Annotated in this window: 18 protein-coding genes; 16 read left to right on the forward strand and 2 right to left on the reverse strand. The window is 65.5% G+C overall.

Annotated features, from left to right (window positions below; genetic code table 11):
- Positions 1–31 precede the first annotated feature (31 nt).
- Both AC6LJ2_RS07685 and map read right to left on the reverse strand, forming a co-directional pair.
- A complete protein-coding gene (locus AC6LJ2_RS07685; RefSeq protein ID WP_445658827.1) occupies positions 32–2635 on the reverse strand; it encodes a [protein-PII] uridylyltransferase in 2604 nt (867 codons plus the stop codon).
- 17 nt (positions 2636–2652) lie between these two features.
- On the reverse strand, positions 2653–3474 hold the full coding sequence (gene map, locus AC6LJ2_RS07690; RefSeq protein ID WP_263912481.1) for a type I methionyl aminopeptidase: 822 nt from the start codon (positions 3472–3474) through the stop codon (positions 2653–2655).
- An 828-nt stretch (positions 3475–4302) separates the two neighbouring features.
- Here map and rpsB point away from each other — a divergent pair.
- The 16 genes from rpsB (at position 4303) to AC6LJ2_RS07770 (ending at position 20072) form a co-directional block, all read left to right on the forward strand.
- Positions 4303–5052: a 30S ribosomal protein S2 gene (gene rpsB / locus AC6LJ2_RS07695; RefSeq protein ID WP_025138845.1), complete on the forward strand. Its 750-nt coding sequence runs from the start codon at positions 4303–4305 to the stop codon at positions 5050–5052.
- A 181-nt stretch (positions 5053–5233) separates the two neighbouring features.
- Positions 5234–6112, forward strand: a complete 879-nt coding sequence (gene tsf / locus AC6LJ2_RS07700) for a translation elongation factor Ts (protein WP_199164072.1) — start codon at positions 5234–5236, stop codon at positions 6110–6112.
- A 180-nt stretch (positions 6113–6292) separates the two neighbouring features.
- Positions 6293–7009 carry a UMP kinase gene (gene pyrH, locus AC6LJ2_RS07705; protein WP_025138843.1) on the forward strand — a complete coding sequence of 239 codons (717 nt, stop codon included), beginning with the start codon at positions 6293–6295 and terminating at the stop codon, positions 7007–7009.
- Positions 7010–7024: 15 nt separating this feature from the next.
- Positions 7025–7585: a ribosome recycling factor gene (gene frr / locus AC6LJ2_RS07710; protein ID WP_263912487.1), complete on the forward strand. Its 561-nt coding sequence runs from the start codon at positions 7025–7027 to the stop codon at positions 7583–7585.
- A gap of 149 nt (positions 7586–7734) precedes the next feature.
- Positions 7735–8499 (forward strand): polyprenyl diphosphate synthase, encoded by a 765-nt coding sequence (uppS, locus tag AC6LJ2_RS07715; protein ID WP_263912489.1) that lies wholly within the window; start codon positions 7735–7737, stop codon positions 8497–8499.
- 67 nt (positions 8500–8566) lie between these two features.
- Entirely contained in the window at positions 8567–9424 is an 858-nt protein-coding gene (locus AC6LJ2_RS07720) for a phosphatidate cytidylyltransferase (protein WP_498151122.1), read from the forward strand.
- Positions 9421–10620 (forward strand): 1-deoxy-D-xylulose-5-phosphate reductoisomerase, encoded by a 1200-nt coding sequence (locus AC6LJ2_RS07725; RefSeq protein ID WP_498151123.1) that lies wholly within the window; start codon positions 9421–9423, stop codon positions 10618–10620. The genes AC6LJ2_RS07720 and AC6LJ2_RS07725 overlap by 4 nt, the downstream gene beginning before the upstream one ends.
- A 50-nt stretch (positions 10621–10670) precedes the next feature.
- Positions 10671–12002 carry an RIP metalloprotease RseP gene (gene rseP / locus AC6LJ2_RS07730; RefSeq protein ID WP_263912492.1) on the forward strand — a complete coding sequence of 444 codons (1332 nt, stop codon included), beginning with the start codon at positions 10671–10673 and terminating at the stop codon, positions 12000–12002.
- Positions 12003–12055: 53 nt separating this feature from the next.
- Positions 12056–14401 (forward strand): outer membrane protein assembly factor BamA, encoded by a 2346-nt coding sequence (gene bamA / locus AC6LJ2_RS07735; protein WP_263912494.1) that lies wholly within the window; start codon positions 12056–12058, stop codon positions 14399–14401.
- A 109-nt stretch (positions 14402–14510) separates the two neighbouring features.
- Positions 14511–15071, forward strand: coding sequence for an OmpH/Skp family outer membrane protein (locus tag AC6LJ2_RS07740; RefSeq protein WP_263912495.1), 561 nt, complete (start codon positions 14511–14513; stop codon positions 15069–15071).
- A gap of 11 nt (positions 15072–15082) precedes the next feature.
- Positions 15083–16177 (forward strand): UDP-3-O-(3-hydroxymyristoyl)glucosamine N-acyltransferase, encoded by a 1095-nt coding sequence (gene lpxD, locus AC6LJ2_RS07745; protein ID WP_498151124.1) that lies wholly within the window; start codon positions 15083–15085, stop codon positions 16175–16177.
- Between the two features lie 71 nt (positions 16178–16248).
- Positions 16249–16704, forward strand: a complete 456-nt coding sequence (gene fabZ / locus AC6LJ2_RS07750) for a 3-hydroxyacyl-ACP dehydratase FabZ (protein ID WP_025138834.1) — start codon at positions 16249–16251, stop codon at positions 16702–16704.
- Positions 16705–17499 carry an acyl-ACP--UDP-N-acetylglucosamine O-acyltransferase gene (gene lpxA, locus AC6LJ2_RS07755; protein ID WP_263912500.1) on the forward strand — a complete coding sequence of 265 codons (795 nt, stop codon included), beginning with the start codon at positions 16705–16707 and terminating at the stop codon, positions 17497–17499. It abuts the gene before it with no gap.
- Positions 17496–18692, forward strand: a complete 1197-nt coding sequence (gene lpxB, locus AC6LJ2_RS07760) for a lipid-A-disaccharide synthase (RefSeq protein WP_263912501.1) — start codon at positions 17496–17498, stop codon at positions 18690–18692. Before lpxA ends, lpxB begins: the two co-directional genes overlap by 4 nt.
- On the forward strand, positions 18679–19287 hold the full coding sequence (gene rnhB, locus AC6LJ2_RS07765; protein ID WP_263912503.1) for a ribonuclease HII: 609 nt from the start codon (positions 18679–18681) through the stop codon (positions 19285–19287). The genes lpxB and rnhB overlap by 14 nt, the downstream gene beginning before the upstream one ends.
- Positions 19284–20072 (forward strand): TrmH family RNA methyltransferase, encoded by a 789-nt coding sequence (locus AC6LJ2_RS07770; protein ID WP_263912504.1) that lies wholly within the window; start codon positions 19284–19286, stop codon positions 20070–20072. Before rnhB ends, AC6LJ2_RS07770 begins: the two co-directional genes overlap by 4 nt.
- Positions 20073–20141: the final 69 nt, after the last annotated feature.

Raw genomic sequence — 20141 nt, forward strand, 5'->3', positions numbered from 1 at the left:
CCACGGGCGGGCGGCATGCGGGCCGTGGCCGTCAGGCCGCCTGCTGGCGCGCGTCGTCGCCGGCCAAGGCGTCCAGGATGTCGCGTTCGAACTGCATCTGGCTGCGCGGGCGGGCCAGCGCCGAGCCGTCGACGATGAACACGTCTTCGACCCGGTCGCCCAGCGTCATGATCTTGGCCATCAGCAGGTTCACCTCGTGCTGCGCGAACACGCGCGCCAGCGCGTGCAGCAGGCCGGGGCGGTCGGTCGCGGTGACCGACAGGCGCCACGACGTGCTGCGTTCGTCAGGCTGCAGTTCGGCTTGCGGCATGATGGGGAACACCCGCGACATGCGCGACTGGCGCCCTCGCCCGTAATAGCCGCCGCGGCTGGGCTGTGCCTGGGCCGCGCGGGGGTCCTTCAGGCGTTCGGCCAGTTCATGCTCGACCAGCGTGGCCTGTGCCCGCAGGTCGCTGGCGCCTTCGGGCAGCAGCACGATGAAGCTGTCCAGCGCCCAGCCATGGCGGGTGGTGTGGATGCGGGCGTCCTGCACCGACAGCGACTTGGCGTCGAAATAGCCGCAGATGGCCACGAACAGGTCGGGCACGTCGCGGGTGTACACCATGATCTGCAGGCCTTCGCCCTGTTCGGTGGGGCGGGCGCGCACCACGGCCTGGGCGGGCGCCACCTGGTGGTACAGGTGGCGGGTGTGCCAGGCGATGTCCGAGGCGTCGTGACGCAGGAAGTACGCCACGTCCAGCTGGTTCCAGAAGGCTTCGCGGGCATCGTCGCGCAGGCCGGCCAGGCGCGTCAGGCGGGCGGCTTCTTCCTTGCGTTCGGTCAGCACCGTATGGGCATCGGCGTGGGCGCCGCCCAGGGCGGCCAGCGTCAGCTTGTACAGGTCTTCGAGCAGCTTGCCCTTCCAGGCGTTCCAGACCTTGGGGCTGGTGCCGCGGATGTCGGCCACGGTCAGCAGGTACAGCGCGGTCAGGTGGCGCTCGTCCTTCACGGTGGCGGCGAAGTCCTGGATGACCGCCGGGTCGGACAGGTCGCGCTTTTGCGCCACGGCCGACATGAGCAGGTGCTGGCGCACCAGGAATTCCACCAGCCGGGTGTCTTCGGGCTCCATGCCGTGGTCTTGTGCGAACTTGCGCACTTCGCGCGCGCCCAGTTCGGAATGGTCGCCGCCGCGGCCCTTGGCAATGTCGTGGAACAGCGCCGCCACGTACAGCAGCCAATGGCGGTCCAGTCCGGCGATCAGCTGGCTGGCCAGCGGATATTCCTGGGCGTGCTCGGGCATCGTGAAGCGGCGCAGGTTGCGCACCACGGCCAGCGTGTGCTGGTCCACCGTGTAGGCATGGAACAGGTCGTGCTGCATCTGGCCGACGATGCGCCGGAACACCGGCAGGTAGCGCGGCAGGATGTTCAGCATGGTCATGCGGCGCAGCTCGTGCACGATGCCGCGCGGCTGCTGCAGGATCTGCAGGAACAGCTTGCGGTTGACCGGGTTGCGGCGGAACTGCGCGTCGATGCGGTGGCGCGAATGCCAGATGGCGCGCAGCGTGCGCGCCGACATGCCGGTCAGCTCGGGGTGCTGCTGCATCACCAGGAAGGCGCGCAGCAAGAGCGTCGGGTTGCGCTCGAAGCCGTCGTCGCGAATGATATCCAGGCGGTCGCGCAGGTTGCGGAAATCGTCGTCGATGTCGCGCGCATCGCTGTCAGGACGGGGAAACAGGCGCTCTTCGATGTTCTGCACCAGGATGCCGTTCAACTGCGTCACCAGGCGCGCGGCCCAGTAATAGCGCTGCATCAGCAGTTCGCTGCCGCGCCGCGTGGCGGTGGCGTGGATGCCATAGACCTCGGCCAGCGCGGGTTGCAGGTCGAACAGCACGCGGTCTTCGCGGCGGTTCGACAGCAGGTGCAGCTCGATGCGCAGGCGCTTGAAGGCCTGTTCCGCCTTGCGCAGGTCGCGCGCCTCGGACGAGGTCAGCAGGCCGGCCTGGGCCACTGCGCGCCAGTTGTTGCCGAAACCGGCCGCCCGCGCCATCCACAGGATGACCTGCAGGTCGCGCAAGCCCCCGGGCGATTCCTTGCAGTTCGGCTCCAGCGCGTAGGGCGTGTCGTGGTAGCGGGCGTGGCGCTGCTGCATTTCGACCCGCTTGGCGCGGAAAAACGCACGCGGGTCCAGCCGCGACTTGGTGGCCGCGTCGAATTTCTTCATGAGCGCACGGCTGCCCGCCAGCCAGCGCGATTCCAGCAGCGCGGTCTCGACGGTGATGTCGGCGTCGGCCTCGCGTTCGCAGTCTTCGATGGTGCGCACGCTGTGGCCGGGTTCCAGCCCCAGGTCCCACAGCGCGGCGACCAGGCGTTCGATGGCCGATTCGTCGTCGGTGGTGGGGGCGTGGGGCAGCAGGATCAGCAGATCCACGTCCGAGTGCGGATAAAGCTCGCCGCGGCCATAGCCGCCCACCGCTGCCAGGGTGGCGCCCGCCGGCAGCGGGCAGTGCTTGATCAGGTCGCGCAGCGCCGCATCGACGATGCGGCGCAGGTCGCCCAGCAGCGTGTCGGGACGCTCGTGTTCGCGGAACTGCGCCACGGCGGCACGCCGGGATTCCTGGATGCGTTCGCGCAGGGCAGTGAGAATTTCGGCGGTCATGGTGGCAAGCCGCCCGGTCAGACGGCGGGAATGACGATGGGCTCGGTAATGAAGGCGGGCGGCTGGGGCATGCCGGGCGACAAGGTCAGCACTTCGTAGCCCGTGTCGGTGACGCAGACAGCATGCTCCCATTGGGCGGACAGGCTGTGGTCGCGGGTCACGACCGTCCAGCCGTCGGACAGCTGGCGGATCTCGCGGCGGCCGGCGTTGATCATCGGCTCAATGGTGAACAGCATGCCCGTCACCAATTTCACGCCGGTGCCCGGCTTGCCGTAGTGCAGCACCTGCGGGTCTTCATGGAAGCGCTGGCCGATGCCGTGGCCGCAGAATTCGCGCACGACCGAAAACCCGTTGGCCTCGGCGTGCTTCTGGATGGCGTTGCCGACGTCGCCCAATGTGGCCCCGTTTTTCACCTGCTGGATGCCTTTCCACATGCATTCGAAGGTGATGTCGGTCAGGCGGCGCGACAGGATCGACTGCTCGCCCACGGCGTACATGCGGCTGGTGTCGCCAAACCAGCCATCCTTGATGATGGTGACGTCGATATTGAGCGAGTCCCCATTTTTCAGTGCCTTGTCGCCAGGGATGCCATGGCACACCTGATGGTTGACCGAGGTACAGATGGCGCCGGGGAAGGGGGGGTATCCGGGGGGCGCGTAGCCCACCGTGGCCGACTTCACTTTCAGTTCGTCGGTCAGGTATTCCAGGCACAGGCGGTCCAGTTCGCCCGTGGTGACGCCAGGCTTGACGAAGGGGGTGATGAAGTCGAGGACTTTGGCGGCGTCCTGGCAGGCGGCGCGCATCTTGGCCAGCTCGGCCGGAGTAGTAATGGTGCCCATGTGGTAACTGGCGGATCTCGCTTGAATGTCTGCTTGAAAGAATAGTAGAATTATAGGCTTCCCTAAAATTTTGGGGAGCAATCTGGGTAGCGGCAAGAGCCCGCCCGGCAAGTGCCAGGGCAAGATGCACCTGGGCAAATTTCGATCTTTCTTTGATTTTCACCTGTCTGCTGATCACCAGCGAGATCGGTGGCAAGCCTGGATTTTTACCGCAAGCGAAGGTTGCGATACGAATTCGGTCAGGCCGCCAGGTTCCTGGAGATGGGCGGGGCAGGTGCAAAGCAGGGGTCGCGCGAAATTGTCTGGATGCGAAAGCCGGCAGATGCTGGGCACGGCGTGTTCGCAAACCCGGGTCGTGTTTTCGAGCGGCGATGCAGGTTCGGTGTGGGTGCCGGCTTAAGTTCTTGGAAACGTTGGCTTTTTGCCTGCGGTTCTTGAAGAAATGCCCCGGCGGCTGATGCGCGGTCTGGCTGAAAAGGCCAGGGCGCGAAGAGCTGGATGTCGCTGCCAACAAAACAGGTCCGGGCGCGCCTTGAAGAAACTGCCAGGAATCTCCTGGCGGGTCGGAAAGCGCAATGCAGGCATGTGGTGCAAGGTTCTTCGTCGTGGCGGCCGTCTGGGTTTATCGCGGCAGCGTAGTAGAAGGCGTGAAACAGGCGGCGTCGCAAGGCGCATCTGGCCACGCCGTAGTATTGCGGCAGTGATCGGCCGGCCCGGTTAAAATATTGTCCATCCCGCAGGTGCGGGAAATCGCGCGCAACACCACCCAGGGTGTCAGCCACAGGCTGATGCAGGTGCGGCGCAAGAAATCAACCCTTGGAGAAAGTTATGTCTTTGATGCGCGAAATGCTGGAAGCGGGTGTCCACTTTGGTCACCAGACCCGCTACTGGAACCCCAAGATGGCCCCTTACATCTTCGGCCATCGCAACAAGATTCACATCATCAACCTGGAAAAGACGGTTGATAAGTACCAGGAAGCCACCAAGTTCGTGAAGCAGCTGGCTGCTCGCGGCGGCAACATCCTGTTCGTCGGCACCAAGCGCGCTGCTCGTGAGCTGGTCGCTTCCGAAGCCGCCCGTTGCGGCATGCCCTTCGTCGACGCCCGCTGGCTCGGCGGCATGCTGACCAACTTCAAGACGGTCAAGACCTCGGTCAAGCGCCTGAAGGACATGGAAGCCGTCGTCGCCGAAGGCGGCGCCGAGCGCATGATCAAGAAGGAAGGCCTGCTGTTCCAGCGCGAACTGGAAAAGCTGAACAAGTCGATCGGCGGCATCAAGGACATGAACGGTCTGCCCGATGCCATGTTCGTCATCGACGTCGGCTACCACAAGATTGCCATCGCCGAAGCCAAGACGCTGGGCATCCCCGTCGTCGCCGTGGTTGATACCAACCACTCGCCCGACGGCATCGACTACGTCATCCCCGGCAACGACGACTCGGCCAAGGCCATCGCGCTGTACGCCAAGGGCATCGCCGACGCCGTGCTGGAAGGCCGCGAACAGAACCTGAACGGTCTGGTCGAAGAAATCGGTGAAGGTCAGGAAGAGTTCGTCGAAGTGCAGGACAACCAGGCCTAAGCCTGCTGTCATGTCCGGCGGTTAGTGTCTGGGGGCGGCCCGTTAATCCGGTACGCCCCCGCCTCGCCGGCTATGCGAAGGTGGGCTCCCATCTTCCCGATCCGCCACCCGCGGACGTCCCATCGAATCACACCATTGCCCCGGCCCGCCGGGGCATGTCTTAGCAAAATTTGGAGCTAACATGGCTGAAATTACCGCCGCCCTGGTCAAGGAACTGCGCGAAAAGACCGATGCGCCCATGATGGAGTGCAAGAAGGCCTTGACGGAAGCCGAAGGCGACCTGGCTCGTGCCGAGGAAATCCTGCGCGTCAAGCTGGGCAACAAGGCCAGCAAGGCTGCCGCTCGCGTCACCGCCGAGGGCCTGATCGGCCTGTTCATTTCCGCCGACGCCAAGAAGGGCGCCGTCATCGAAGTGAACTGCGAAACCGACTTCGTCGCCAAGAACGACGACTTCGTCGGCTTCGTGAACAAGCTGGCCGAACTGGTCGCCACGCAGAACCCGGCCGACGTGGCCGCGCTGTCGGCGCTGCCCTACGGCGAAGGCACCATCGAATCGACCCGCACCGCCCTGATCGGCAAGATCGGTGAAAACATCTCGATCCGCCGCTTCGAGCGCATCGAGACCCCGAACGCGCTGGCCAGCTACGTGCACGGCGGCAAGATCGGCGTGCTGGTGGAATACGCCGGTGCCGAAGAAGTCGGCAAGGACCTGGCGATGCACATCGCTGCGACCAAGCCCAAGGCCCTGAACGCCGACGGCGTCAATCCGGCCGACATCGCCGCCGAGCGCTCGGTCGCCGAGCAGAAGGCTGCTGAATCGGGCAAGCCGGCTGACATCGTCGCCAAGATGGTCGACGGTTCGGTTGCCAAGTTCCTGAAGGAAGTCACCCTGCTGTCGCAACCGTTCGTCAAGGACGACAAGCACACGGTCGAGCAGATGCTCAAGGCCAAGGGCGCTTCGATCAGCAAGTTCGTGCTGTTCGTCGTCGGCGAAGGTATCGAGAAGAAGACCAGCGACTTCGCCGCTGAGGTTGCCGCCGCCGCCGCCGGCCGCGCCTGACCCCAGGGTAGTGCTCAGGAGGCCGGCGCTAGATTATTCTAGACCGGCCTTTTTTCAGCGCCGCGCCGCCCCAAGGTGCACGTCACCTCAAGGCAGCCAGCCCGCCCGGCGGGTGCGGCGTGGGGGATTTCCCCCTTCTTGTCTTAAACTTTCGTCGGATTGTTCTTCGGGATATCACCTATGAGCAGCAGATCATACAAACGGGTTCTTCTCAAACTTTCCGGCGAGGCGCTGATGGGCGATGATGCATTCGGCATCAATCGCGCCACCATCGTCCGCATGACCGATGAGATCGCCGAAGTCGCCGCCACCGGCGTCGAACTCGCCATCGTCATCGGCGGGGGCAACATCTTCCGTGGCGTCGCCCCGGGTGCGCAGGGCATGGACCGCGCAACCGCCGACTACATGGGCATGATGGCCACCATCATGAACGCGCTTGCCCTGCAAGACGCGCTCAAGCACAAGGGTATCGACACCCGCGTGCAGTCGGCCCTGAACATCGACCAGGTCGTCGAACCCTACATTCGTCCCAAGGCCCTGCGTTACCTCGAAGAAGGCAAGGTCGTCATCTTCGCCGCGGGCACGGGCAACCCGTTCTTCACGACCGATACCGCGGCCGCCCTGCGCGGTGCCGAGATCGGCGCGGAGATCGTGCTGAAGGCCACCAAGGTCGACGGCATCTACAGCGCGGATCCCAACAAGGATCCTTCCGCCACGCGCTATGCGCGCATCAGCTTCGACGAGGCGATTGTCCGTCGCCTGGAAATCATGGACGCCACCGCCTTTGCGCTGTGCCGCGACCAGAAGCTGCCGATCAAGGTGTTTTCGATCAATAAGTCGGGCGCGCTCAAGCGCGTCGTCAGCGGCGAAGACGAAGGCACGTTGGTACACGTTTAAAGAAAAGGAAAATCCATGAGCGCCGCAGAAATCCGCAAATCCGCCGAAGCCAGGATGGCCAAGTCGCTTGACACGCTCAAGGCCAACCTGGGCAAGATCCGCACGGGTCGCGCCCACACCGGCATCCTGGATCACGTGCAGGTCGAGTATTACGGTTCGCCCGTGCCGGTTGGCCAGGTCGCCAACGTCAACCTCGTGGACGCCCGCACCCTCAGCGTGCAGCCCTACGAAAAGCACATGGCCGGCCCGATCGAAAAGGCCATCCGTGAATCGGACCTGGGCCTGAACCCCATCTCGATGGGCGACAACATCCGCGTGCCGATGCCTGCCCTGACCGAAGAGCGCCGCCGCGACCTGACCAAGGTCGTGCGCAGCGAAGGCGAAGACGCCAAGATCGCCGTGCGCAACCTGCGCCGTGAAGCCAACGATTCGCTCAAGAAGCTGGTCAAGGACAAGGAAATCTCCGAGGACGACGAGCGTCGCGCCCAGGACGACATCCAGAAGCTGACCGACCGCAACGTGGTCGAGATCGACAAGATGGTCGTCCAGAAAGAAGCGGAAATCATGACCGTATAATCCTTGGCATCGCCGTGGTTGGCCCGACGGCCTGCCCCGACACCAGGATTCTTGCCTTCGCGCCGTCCCATTCATCGCCTCGCAGCGCTCGCTCGAGCGCGGTGGCTGGACGGCGCGGGTTTTTCCCCCGTATTTCCACCCCCAGATCCATGGCAACCAGTTCTACCCAGGCGGTTCCCGACATCCGCGACATCCCGGAGCACGTGGCCATCATCATGGATGGCAACGGCAGATGGGCGACGCGGCGGTTGTTGCCGCGTACGGCGGGGCATGCCAAGGGCGTGCAGGCCGTGCGGCGCGTGGTCGAGGCCTGCGGCCGCGCCGGGGTGCGCTACCTGACCCTGTTCGCCTTCAGTTCCGAGAACTGGCGCCGTCCGGCCGAAGAAGTCTCACTGCTGATGCGCCTGTTCGTGCAGGCGCTGGAGCGTGAAATCGGCAAGCTCGAAGAGCAGGGCGTGCGTCTGCACGTCATCGGCGACCTGACCGCTTTCGAGCCTCGGCTGCAAGAGCTGATCTTCGCGGCCCAGGCCCGTACCGCCCACAACGATCGCCTGCACCTGACGGTGGCGGCCAACTACGGCGGCCGCTGGGACATCCTGCAGGCCACCCGCGCCATGCTGGCCGCCGAACCCGGCCTGGCCGAGCAGCCCCACCTGGTTGACGAAGAGCGCCTGGCGCGCCACCTTTCCATGGCCTGGGCGCCCGAACCCGACCTGTTCATCCGCACGGGTGGCGAACAACGCATCTCGAATTTCCTGATCTGGCAGATGGCGTACGCGGAGTTCTATTTCACCGACCGTTACTGGCCCGACTTCGGCGCGGATGAGCTGCGCGAGGCCTTTGAGTGGTACAAGACGCGCGAGCGCCGTTTCGGCCGCACCAGCGCCCAGCTCGCCGAGGGCGGCGCAAAATAAAGCGGCTGGGTCCGCTCGCGGCGATCCGCCAGCGGCAGCCCTGAGTCGACCCCGAGGAGACCGTCTTATGTTGGGCCAGCGTATCGTTACCGCCGTCATCCTGCTCGCCATCCTGGCCGCCGCGATGATCAGCGCAAATCCCTGGTGGTTCGTGGCCCTGCTGGCGCTGGCCGCCGCCTGCGCCAACTGGGAATGGCTGCGCCTGACGCTGCCCCAGCCGCCTGCGTCGATCATCGCGGTCGGCATTCCCGTCCTGCTGTTCGCGGCCATGCTGGCCCTGGCGTCGGCCTGGCTCGCGGGCCATCGCAGCGGCCTGGCCGATCCCGCCTGGATCTTGCGTTACCTGACGCCCGCTGTCGCCGTGGTCTGGCTGATCGGGGCGGTGGTGGCGGTGGTTCGGGGGCGTGCCGATGCGCCGCCCGCCAGCCTGGGATGGTCCGTGTTTTCGGTGCCCGCCGCCTTCGTCGCCTGGGTGGTGCTGGCGCAGCTGTTCATGGCGCGTGGCGCCGTTTTCGTGGTGTCGCTGCTGGCCCTGGTATGGGTGGCGGACATCGCGGCCTATTTTGCGGGCCGCGCGTTCGGCAAGCGTAAACTGGCGCCTCGCGTCAGTCCGGGCAAGACCATCGCCGGCGCGGTCGCCGGCGTGCTGGGCGCGGTTGTCTGGATCGGCCTGTCCAGCCTGTGGGATGGCACGTTCGGCCATGCCCTGGTGGCGCGCTGGTCGTTCTGGCTGGCCTTGCCCATTGCCGCGCTGCTGGGCGTGCTGTCCATTGTCGGGGACCTGTTCGAGTCGCTGCTCAAGCGCCGTGCGGGCCGCAAGGATTCCAGCACGCTTCTGCCCGGCCACGGCGGGGTCTATGATCGCATCGACGCGATCCTGCCCGTCGCGCCATTCGCGCTACTTTTGTCTGGAGTCTTGTTTTGACGGCTTTTCAACGCGTCGTCGTGCTGGGGTCGACCGGCTCGATCGGCGAAAGCACGCTGGATGTGATTGCCCGGCACCCCGACCGCCTGGCGGTCTATGTCTTGTCCGCCTATAGCCGCATGCAGCGGCTCGCCGAGCAGGCGCTGGCCAGTCGCGCCGCCGTGGTGGTGGTGCCGGACGATCAGGCCCGCAAGCAGTTCATCGCCGCCTGGCCCGCAGGCCAGGTCATGCCGGACATTCGCGTGGGGGCGCAGGCGCTGGCGGACACGGCAGCGGACCCACAGTGCGATTCCGTCATGGCGGCCATCGTGGGTGCCGCGGGCCTGCCCGCCGCCCTGGCGGCCGCCCGTGCAGGCAAGCGGGTGCTGCTGGCCAACAAAGAAGCCCTGGTGGCCGCGGGCTCGCTGTTCATGCGGGCCATACGCGATAACGGCGCTGAATTGCTGCCTATCGACAGCGAACATAACGCCATTTTCCAATGCATGCCGCACGCTGGCCGGGCAGGGGCGCCTGATGCGCCGGCGCCCGGCGTGCGCCGTCTGCTGCTGACTGCCTCCGGCGGTCCGTTCCGCGGTCGCGACCTTGAAGACCTGCACGAGGTCACCCCGGAACAAGCCTGCGCCCACCCCAACTGGAGCATGGGCCGCAAGATCTCGGTCGATTCGGCGACCATGCTGAACAAGGGCCTTGAAGTCATCGAAGCCCACTGGCTGTTCGCCATGCCCGCCGACCGCATCGAAGTCGTGGTGCACCCGCAGAGCGTGGTGCACTCCATGGTCGAATACACCGACGGCTCGATCCTCGCGCAATTGGGCCAGCCCGACATGCGGACCCCCATCGCCTACGGCCTGGGCTTTCCCGAACGGCTCGACAGCGGGGTCGGTCCCCTGGATCTCACCCGCCTGGGCCGGCTGGACTTCGAAAAGCCCGATCTGGCGCGCTTCCCGTGCCTGGCGCTGTCGTTCGCCGCATTGCGGGCGGGGCAGGCGGCCTGCATTGCCCTGAATGCCGCCAACGAGGTGGCCGTGGATGCCTTCCTGTCCGGCCGGCTGGCCTACACGTGGATTTCCCGGGTGATCGAGGCGACCCTGGAGTGGCAGGGGGGGCAATCATCTGTTACGCTCAACAGTCTTGACGATGTGCTGGCGCTGGATGCTGCGGCGCGCGTCTACGCCGGCAATCTCGGCCTGGCGTAATACGGCAACCCCCGCAGCGCAATTCCCGATCCCTGGATTTTCCGACCTCGATGCTTTTCACCCTGCTGGCCTTTGCCGTCGCGCTTGGCTCCCTGATCATCTTCCATGAACTGGGGCACTATTGGGTGGCCCGGCTTTGCGGCGTCAAGGTATTGCGGTTCTCGGTCGGATTCGGCAAGGTCATCCTGCGCCGTGTCGACAAGCACGGCACCGAATGGGCCGTCTCGGCCCTGCCGCTGGGCGGCTACGTCAAAATGCAGGACGAAGCCCCGGCCGGCGCCAGTCCGTCCGAAGCGGCGGGCGCGTTCAACAACAAGTCCGTCGGCAAGCGCATCGCCATCGTCGCCGCCGGCCCCATCTTCAATCTCATTCTCGCGGTCTTCCTGTACGCCGGCCTGAACATGGCGGGCACCGAAGAGCCGGTCGCCGTCATCGCCCAGCCCGCCGCCGACACGCCGGCTGCGCGCGCAGGCCTGTCCGCCGGCGATCGCATCCTTTCCATCGATGGCCAGGAAGTGGCATCGTGGTCCGACGCCCGGTGGCGCCTGATGGACCTGATGGCCACGGGGGGGCGCACCCAGATCGAAGTCGGCACCGCCACGGGCGGCTCGCATCAACGCGAACTGACCCTGCCGGCCAACGCCATGGACCCGGCTGGCGGCGACCCGCTGGCCGCCGCCGGTATCCGCCTGGCCCAGCCCAAGCCCGCCGTGCGCGTCGTCAACGATGGCGGCGAAGGGCAGGCGGCCGGCCTGCGGCAGGGCGACCTGATCCTGGCCGTCGACGGCCAGCCCACCCCCGATACCGGCGCGCTGGTCAAGCAGATCCAGGAAAGCGCGGGCAAGGTCCTGGCGCTGACCCTGGCGCGCGACGGCGCCAACGTCACCGTCAACGTCACGCCGCGGGCCGAAACCGTCAACGGCCAGGTCATCGGCCGCCTGGGTGTCCAGCTGGGCGGCGACGTGCCCATGGTAACGGTTCGCTACGGCGTGTTCGACAGCCTGTGGCGCGGCGCGGTCCGCACCTGGGATACCGCACTGTTCTCGCTGCGCATGATGGGCCGCATGGTCACGGGCGACGTTTCCTGGCGCAATGTCAGCGGTCCGGTCACCATCGCCGATTACGCCGGCCAGACCGCCCGGATCGGCATTGTTGCGTACATCGCCTATATCGCGTTGATCAGCATCAGCCTGGGGGTACTAAATTTGCTCCCGATTCCTATGCTGGACGGTGGTCATCTGCTGTACTATCTCGTCGAAATTGTGCGGGGCAGTCCTCCGCCCGCACGATGGATCGATATTGGACAGCGCGCAGGCATTGGTTTATTGGCAAGCCTGATGGGGCTTGCGCTGTTTAATGATTTCACGCGTTTATTCACTTGAACGCCATTTAGCATAAAATCCCCCGCCATTTGCACGACCGAGGATACTCAAGGATGTCTTTTCGCCGGATGTTTCATCACAAAAAGGGTGTACTGCCGGGCATAGTGCCGAGTCTGATCGCCGCATTGCTGCTTCCAGGCATGGCCCACGCCTTCGACCCTTTTGTCGTGCGGGATATCCGCGTAGAGGGTATTCAACGAACCGACGCCGGCACCGTCTTCGGTTATCTCCCCGTCAAAGTCGGCGAGAAATTCACCGAAGAAGAAGCCACCGAAGCCATCCGCCGCCTGTATGGCACGGGTTTCTTCACCGACGTGCAGATCCAGACCGACAATAATGTCGTGGTCGTGGTGGTGCAGGAACGTCCGACGATCGCCTCCGTGAATTTCAACGGCATGCGCGAGTTCGATTCCAAGGCCATCACCAAGTCGCTGGGGCAGGTGGGTTTTGCCGAAGGCCGTATTTTCGACCGCTCGATGCTCGAGCGCGCCGAATACGAACTCAAGCAGCAATACCTGTCCAAGGGCAAGTATGGCGTTGAAGTGACTTCCACCGTCACGCCGCTGCCGCGTAACCGCGTCGGGGTGAGCTTCGACGTGTTCGAAGGCTCGGTCGCACGCATCCAGGAAATCCGCTTCGTCGGCAACAAGGCGTTCTCCGAAAGCGACCTGCTCGACGAATTCAAGCTGACGACGCCGGGCTGGCTGACCTGGTACACCGATACCGACAAGTATTCCCGCGAAAAGCTCGAGGGCGATCTCGAACGCCTGCGCTCGTTCTACCTCGACCGCGGCTACCTGGAATTCTCGGTCGAGCCGCCGCAGGTCACGATCTCGCCGGACCGCAAAGACATCCGCATCACGATCACCGTGCACGAAGGCGAACCCTACAAGGTTCGCAGCGTCAAGCTGGCGGGCAACCTGATCGGCCTGGACAAGGAAATCAACGCCCTGGTCAAGGTCAAGCCTGACGAGACGTTCTCGGCCGCCAAGGCCAACGACTCGGCCAAGGCCATCACGGACTACCTGGGTGAACTGGGCTACGCGTTCGCCAACGTCAACCCGAATCCGCAGCTGGACCGTGCCAAGCACGAAGCCGACCTGACGTTCTACGTCGACCCGAGCCGCCGTGTGTACGTGCGCCGCATCCAGATCGGTGGCAACACCCGCACGCGCGACGAAGTCGTGCGCCGCGAAATGCGCCAGCAGGAAGCCGCCTGGTACGACGCCAAGGACATCAAGACGTCCCGCGACCGCGTCGACCGCCTGGGCTACTTCAGCGACGTCAACGTCAAGACCGACCCTGTGCCGGGCTCGCCCGACCAGGTCGACGTCAACGTCGACGTGAAGGAAAAGCCCACCGGCATGATCAACCTGGGCGTGGGCTACGGCTCGTCCGAAAAGGCCATTCTGTCGGCCGGTATCAGCGAAGACAACGTCTTCGGCAGCGGCACCAACCTGACGCTGCAGCTGAACACCAGCAAGTCCAACCGTGCCGTGGTGCTGTCGCACACCGACCCGTACTGGACCAAGGACGGCATCAGCCGCACCACGTCGGCGTACTACCGCGTGACCGAGCCCTGGAACAACAACGACGGCGACTACCGCGTCAAGTCCATGGGCCTGGGCATGAACTTCGGTGTGCCGATCTCGGAATACGACCGGATCTTCCTGGGCGCCAACCTTGAGCGCAACCAGATCGACCTGTTCTCGAATTCGCCGCTGGCCTACCGCAAGTTCGTCGACCAATATGGCGATGCCACCAACTCGGTGATCTTCACCGCGGGCTGGTCCAACGACACCCGCGACAGCGCCCTGGCGCCGACCAAGGGTTCGTATACCCGCCTCAAGAGCGACTTCTCGACGGTGGACCTGAAGTACTACATGCTGACCGGTCAGCAGCAGTACTTCATCCCGCTGGGCGGCTCGTACACCCTGGCGCTGAACGGCATGGTCGATTGGGGCCAGAGCTACGGCGGCAAGGACTACCCGATCATCAAGGACGTGTACGCGGGCGGTATCGGTACCGTGCGGGGCTACGAGGGTTCGTCGCTGGGTCCGCGCGACTCGATCACGGGCGACTACCTGGGCGGTTCGCGCCGTATCGTGGCGAACGCGCAGCTGTACCTGCCGTTCCCGGGCGCCTCGAAGGACCGCACGCTGCGCTGGTTCATCTTCAGCGATGCGGGCCAGGTGGGCGCGGGCAGTGGCCTGTCTTGCACCAACGGCAAGCCGGGCAGCGAGGTCGACGATCCTTGCGGCTGGCGTTTCTCGGCCGGTATCGGCCTGTCGTGGCAGTCGCCGATGGGTCCGTTGCAACTGTCGTATGCCCGTCCGCTCAATGCCAAGCCGGGCGACGACAAGCAGGCCTTCCAGTTCCAGATCGGGACCGGATTCTAATCGTCGCGTTACGCTTGAAAACAAGGGGGAGGGCCCGCGGCCCGGCTCCCTTGCCGTTTAGTGGCACAATACACACTTTGGCTTTGCCTTACTGGAAGGTGAGATTTTCATGATGTCTGATTTCGCACTTAAATCATCGAATTCGCCGCGCGCAACGCGCCGTGGCAAGCTGGGCGGCTCCATTGCCCTGGTGGGTGCGCTCATCCTGGGTTCCGTTGCGGCGGTGCCCGCTCAGGCTCAAAACACCAAGATCGGCTTCGTCAATACCGAGCGGATCCTGCGTGAGTCTGGCCCTGCCAAGACGGCGCAAAGCAAGATCGAAGCCGAATTCAAGAAGCGCGACGACGAGCTCCAGCGCCTGAACAACAGCCTGCGCACGCAAGCCGAGAAGTTCGACAAGGACGCGCCTGTCCTGTCCGAGTCCGATCGCGTCAAGCGCCAGCGTGAACTGTCCAACCTGGATACCGACCTGCAGCGCAAGCGCCGCGAATTCCAGGAAGACTTCAACCGTCGTCGCAACGAAGAGTTTTCCGGCATCGTCACGAAGGCCAACGAGGCCATCAAGCGTATCGCCGAACAAGAAAACTACGACCTGATCATCCAGGACGCCGTGACGGTCAACCCGCGCATCGACATCACCGACAAGGTGATCCAGAGCCTGGGCAAGTAAGTCTCAGCCGTATGCCGGTTTTACTGGATCTTGCCCGCGCGCCCACGCTCGACACGCTGCTGAGCGCCGCCAATACCCAGGGCATGGACTGGCGCATCAGGGCACCGGCGGGGTCCGCCCCGCTGCGTGTCTGCGGCATCGGCACCCTGGCATCGGCGGGCAGCCAGGAAATCACTTTCCTGGCCAATCCCAAGTACCAGAGCCAGTTGGCCACCACCCAGGCGGGGGCGGTCATCGTCTCGGCCGACGTGGCCGAGGCCCTGGAGGCCGGTGATGCCCGGCCGCCGTTCGTGCTGGTCGTCTGCAAGCATCCCTATCTGCTCTACGCCCGTGTGGCGCAATGGTTCGATGCCGCCCGGCGGCCCGCCTTGCCGGCCGTCACGCACCCTTCCGCCGTGGTCGCGCCTGACGCCACCATCGAAGAAGACGTGCGCATCGGCCCGAACTGTGTCATCGAATCGGGGGCCCGCATCGGGCGCGGTTCGGTGCTGGGTGCGGGATGCGTCATCGGGGTGGGCTCCTCGATCGGGCCCGACAGCCGGTTGCATGCCCATGTCACGCTGTACGAAGGCGTGAAGGTGGGCGCGCGCGCCATCATCCACAGTGGCGCCGTACTGGGTGCCGACGGCTTCGGTTTTGCGCCGGATCCGTCGCTGGGCAAGGGAGCCTGGGGCAAGATTCCGCAGTTGGGCGGCGTATCGGTGGGCGACGATGTCGAAATCGGGGCCAATACCACGATTGACCGCGGCGCCCTCGAAGACACGGTCGTGGCCGACGGCGTCAAGCTGGACAATCAGATCATGGTGGCCCACAACGTGCGCATCGGTGCCCATACGGCCATCGCGGCCTGCGTGGGCGTGGCCGGATCCACCACCATCGGCGAGCGCTGCACCATCGGCGGCGCCTCGATGCTGTCCGGCCACCTGACGCTGGGCGACGACGTGCATATTTCGGGCGGCACCGCGGTGACGTCCAATATTTCCAAGCCTGGCCGCTATACCGGGGTGTACCCGTATGCGGAACATGGCGAATGGCAGCGCAACGCCGCCGTGATACAACAGTTGGCGCAATTGCGCCGCCGTGTGCGGACGCTGGAAAAAGACTAGGGCGCGCGCGTCGCTGCCCTGGCGTGTCCGGCGCCGCTAGATTTATCTCACTCGCAGGAATTCACAGAAAAATGGAACTCGACATCAAGGGGATCATGGAGAGGCTGCCGCATCGTTACCCGATGCTGCTGATTGATCGCGTCGTCGAAATGGTGCCCGGCAAGTCCATCGTCGCCATCAAGAACGTGTCGATCAACGAACCGTTTTTCAACGGCCACTTTCCCCATCATCCGGTGATGCCGGGCGTGCTCATCGTCGAAGCCATGGCGCAGGCCTCGGCGCTGTTTTCGTTCACCGACGAAAACGGCGGCCTGAAGTGCGAAGGCAGCAAGACCGCGTATTACCTCGTCGGTATCGACGGCGCGCGTTTCCGCCGCCCCGTGGTGCCGGGCGACCAGTTGCGCATCGAAGTCGAAGCCGAGCGCCTGAGCCGCAGCATCTGTAAATACCAGGCGCGCGCGACGGTGGACGGGCAGGAAGTGGCCTCGGCCAAGCTCATGTGCGCGATCCGTACTCTGGAAGAGTAAATGGCAGGGAACATCCATCCTACCGCCGTCGTCGACCCGGCGGCGACAATCGACCCCAGCGCGGTCATCGGCGCCTTCTGCGTCGTGGGCCCCAATGTGACGATCGGCGCCGGCACCGAGCTTGGCCCGTATTGCATGGTCGATGGCGTGACCACCATCGGGCGCGACAACCGGTTCTACCGGTACTGCTCGATCGGCGGCATGCCGCAGGACAAGAAGTACAACGGCGAGCCTACCCGCCTGGTCATCGGCGATCGCAACACGGTGCGCGAGTTCGTCACGCTGAACACTGGCACCGTGCAGGACGGCGGCGCCACGACGCTGGGCAACGACAACTGGATCATGGCCTACGTGCACATCGCGCATGACTGCCATGTGGGCAGCCACACGATCCTGGCCAATTCCGTGCAACTGGGCGGCCACGTCCATGTGGGCGATTGGGCCATCGTGGGCGGCCTGACCGGCGTGCACCAGTTCTCGCGCATTGGCGCGCACAGCATGACGGGCGGCAACAGCTCGCTGATGCAGGACACGCCGCCGTTCGTGCTGGCTGCGGGCAACCCGTGCCGGCCGGTGGGCATCAACGTCGAAGGCCTGAAGCGCCGCGGGTTCACGCCGGCTCAGGTGTCGGCGCTGCGCGATGCCTACAAGATCATCTACCGCCGCGGCCTGCCGCTGGATGACGCGCGCGCCGAACTGCGCGCTCGCCAACAGGCAGAACCCGAGGTCGCCGAGCACTTGCAGACGTTGCTGGACTTCCTGGACGTCGCCTCCCGCGGCATCATCCGCCCATGAACATGCGGATCGGCATGGTGGCCGGCGAGCCCTCGGGCGACCTGCTGGCCGGGCGCATCATTGCCGGTCTGCAGGAACGCGACCCCGGCGTGCTTTGCCAGGGCATCGGCGGGCCGCAGATGCAGGCCCGCGATTTCGATGCCTGGCATCCGATGCATGCGCTGACGGTGTTCGGCTATGTGGACGCGCTCAAGCGCCTGCCCAGCCTGCTGCGCACCTATCGCGACGTGCGCGAGCGCTGGCTGGCCGAGCCGCCGGCGGTCTTCGTCGGCATCGATGCGCCGGATTTCAACCTGCGGCTTGAGCACAAGCTGCGCGAGGCCGGTACGCCCACGGTGCATTTCGTCGGCCCGTCCATCTGGGCCTGGCGCTACGACCGCATCCACAAGATCCGCGAATCGGTCTCGCACATGCTGGTGCTGTTTCCGTTCGAGGAAGAGATCTACCGCAAGGAAGGCATCCCGGTGACCTACGTCGGCCATCCGCTGGCTGGCGCAGTGCCCATGCAGCCCGATCGTGCCGCGGCGCGCGCGCGACTGGGCATCGACCAGAATGCCCGCGTGCTGGCGATCCTGCCGGGTAGCCGTTCGTCCGAGATTCGCCTGTTGGCGCCGCGCTTCCTGCAAGCCGCCCAATTGCTGCAAAAACGGGATCCGGCGCTGCAATGCGTAGTGCCCATGGTCAATGACCAGCGCCGCGCCGAATTCCAGGCGATCCTGGCCCAGTATCCGGTGCCGGGCCTGCGCTGCATCACGGCGAACGACCTGCATGGCGAGGGGGGCGAACGCCAGGCCCCCGTGGCCTGGTCCGTCATGGAAGCCAGCACCGCCGTGCTGGTGGCCAGCGGTACCGCCACGCTCGAAACGGCGCTGTACAAGCGCCCCATGGTCATCTCGTACGTGCTCTCGCCCTGGATGCGACGCATCATGGCCTGGAAGTCCGGGCAAGAACGCCCCTATCTGCCCTGGGTGGGCCTGCCCAACGTGCTGCTGCGCGACTTTGCCGTGCCCGAGCTGCTGCAGGACGACGCCACGCCCGAGAAGCTGGCCGAAGCCACCTGGACGGCCCTGACCGACGAGGCCCATACCGCCCGCATCGAGGCACGCTTTACCGCCTTGCATCAAGAGCTGCTGCGCGATACGCCGGCGCTCGCGGCCCAGGCGATCCTGGAGGTGGCCGGTGGAGCAGCCTGACCTGTTCGCCATGCCGGCCCAGCCGGCATTGGTGACGGCCGGCGTGGACGAAGCTGGCCGCGGCCCCTTGGCGGGCGCGGTGTATGCCGCGGCCGTCATCCTGGACCCCGCGCGCCCCATCGACGGCCTGGCCGATTCCAAGGTGCTCAAGGCGGCCACCCGCGAGGCCCTGGCGCTGGAAATCCAGGCGCACGCCTTGGCCTGGTGCGTGGCCAGCGCCAGCGTGGCGGAGATCGACAGCCTGAATATCCTGCGCGCCACCTTGCTGGCGATGCAGCGTGCCGTGCAGGGCCTGGCCACCATGCCCCAGCTGGCGCTGGTGGACGGCAACCAGGCGCCCAAGCTGGGCTGCACGGTCCAGACCGTGATCAAGGGCGACGCCTTGGTGCCGGCCATTTCGGCGGCCTCCATCCTGGCCAAGACCGCGCGCGATGCCGATCTGCTGCGCCTGCATGCGCTGTATCCCCAATACGCGTTCGACCAGCACAAGGGCTACGGCACCGCACTGCACCTGCAGATGCTGCGCGAGCATGGCCCCTGCGCCGAGCACCGCCGCAGCTTCGCGCCCATCAAGGCCTTTGGCGCGACGCCATGAAGCACATCAGTTCCCGCGACAACCCCGCGGTCAAGGCGCTGGTCAAGCTGGCCGGCACCGCCGGCAAGCGCGGCGCGCCCGTGCTGCTCGATGGCGTGCATCTATGCCAGGCGTGGTTGCAGCACCATGGCGCGCCGGATCAGGCCATCTTCGACATCGAACGCCTGTCGCAGCCCGACATCGCCGCGCTGGCCGCTTCGGTGCCGGACGCGCGCTGCCTGGCGCTGGACGCCCGGCTGATGCAGGCGCTGGCCAGCGTCGAAAGCGGGCAGGGCGTGGCATTCGTGGTCACGCCACCCAGTCCTGCGTTGCCGGACACGGTCGACGAGAACTGCGTGCTGTTTGATCGTATCCAGGACCCCGGCAATGTCGGCACGTTGCTGCGCACCAGCGCGGCCGCGGGCATCAAGCGCGTGTTCCTGGCCACGGGCACGGCGGCTGCCTGGTCGCCCAAGGTGCTGCGCAGTGGGCAAGGCGCGCATTTCGCCCTGGCGATTCACGAGCACGTGGACCTGCAGGCGTTGGCTTCGCGCCTGGGCGTGCCGCTGGTCGCCACGGCGCTGGATGGCGCCCAGGACCTGTATGCCGCACGCCTGCCCGAGCGCTGCGCGTGGGTGTTCGGCCACGAAGGGCAGGGCGTGGCGCCGTCGCTGCTGGCGGCCGCCCGGCTCAAGGTGCGCATCCCGCACGACATGGCGGCCGTGGAGTCGCTGAACGTGGGCGCGGCCGCAGCCGTCTGTCTGTTCGAACAGCGGCGCCAGGCGCTTGCCGCGGCCGCACGCTGATTCGGTCCTCTCTTATTTTTCGTTACGCATTACGGGGGCCTGTCCCCGCTTATACTCTTGCGTGCCCGG

The organism is Achromobacter sp. 1014246743, from assembly GCF_059760725.1.

Coding starts and splice junctions, on each gene's coding strand:
- AC6LJ2_RS07685 (WP_445658827.1), bottom strand. CDS start 2,635: ATGACCGCCGAAATTCTCACTGCCCTGCGCGAACGCATCCAGGAATCC.
- map (WP_263912481.1), bottom strand. CDS start 3,474: ATGGGCACCATTACTACTCCGGCCGAGCTGGCCAAGATGCGCGCCGCC.
- rpsB (WP_025138845.1), top strand. CDS start 4,303: ATGTCTTTGATGCGCGAAATGCTGGAAGCGGGTGTCCACTTTGGTCAC.
- tsf (WP_199164072.1), top strand. CDS start 5,234: ATGGCTGAAATTACCGCCGCCCTGGTCAAGGAACTGCGCGAAAAGACC.
- pyrH (WP_025138843.1), top strand. CDS start 6,293: ATGAGCAGCAGATCATACAAACGGGTTCTTCTCAAACTTTCCGGCGAG.
- frr (WP_263912487.1), top strand. CDS start 7,025: ATGAGCGCCGCAGAAATCCGCAAATCCGCCGAAGCCAGGATGGCCAAG.
- uppS (WP_263912489.1), top strand. CDS start 7,735: ATGGCAACCAGTTCTACCCAGGCGGTTCCCGACATCCGCGACATCCCG.
- AC6LJ2_RS07720 (WP_498151122.1), top strand. CDS start 8,567: ATGTTGGGCCAGCGTATCGTTACCGCCGTCATCCTGCTCGCCATCCTG.
- rseP (WP_263912492.1), top strand. CDS start 10,671: ATGCTTTTCACCCTGCTGGCCTTTGCCGTCGCGCTTGGCTCCCTGATC.
- bamA (WP_263912494.1), top strand. CDS start 12,056: ATGTCTTTTCGCCGGATGTTTCATCACAAAAAGGGTGTACTGCCGGGC.
- AC6LJ2_RS07740 (WP_263912495.1), top strand. CDS start 14,511: ATGATGTCTGATTTCGCACTTAAATCATCGAATTCGCCGCGCGCAACG.
- lpxD (WP_498151124.1), top strand. CDS start 15,083: ATGCCGGTTTTACTGGATCTTGCCCGCGCGCCCACGCTCGACACGCTG.
- fabZ (WP_025138834.1), top strand. CDS start 16,249: ATGGAACTCGACATCAAGGGGATCATGGAGAGGCTGCCGCATCGTTAC.
- lpxA (WP_263912500.1), top strand. CDS start 16,705: ATGGCAGGGAACATCCATCCTACCGCCGTCGTCGACCCGGCGGCGACA.
- lpxB (WP_263912501.1), top strand. CDS start 17,496: ATGAACATGCGGATCGGCATGGTGGCCGGCGAGCCCTCGGGCGACCTG.
- AC6LJ2_RS07770 (WP_263912504.1), top strand. CDS start 19,284: ATGAAGCACATCAGTTCCCGCGACAACCCCGCGGTCAAGGCGCTGGTC.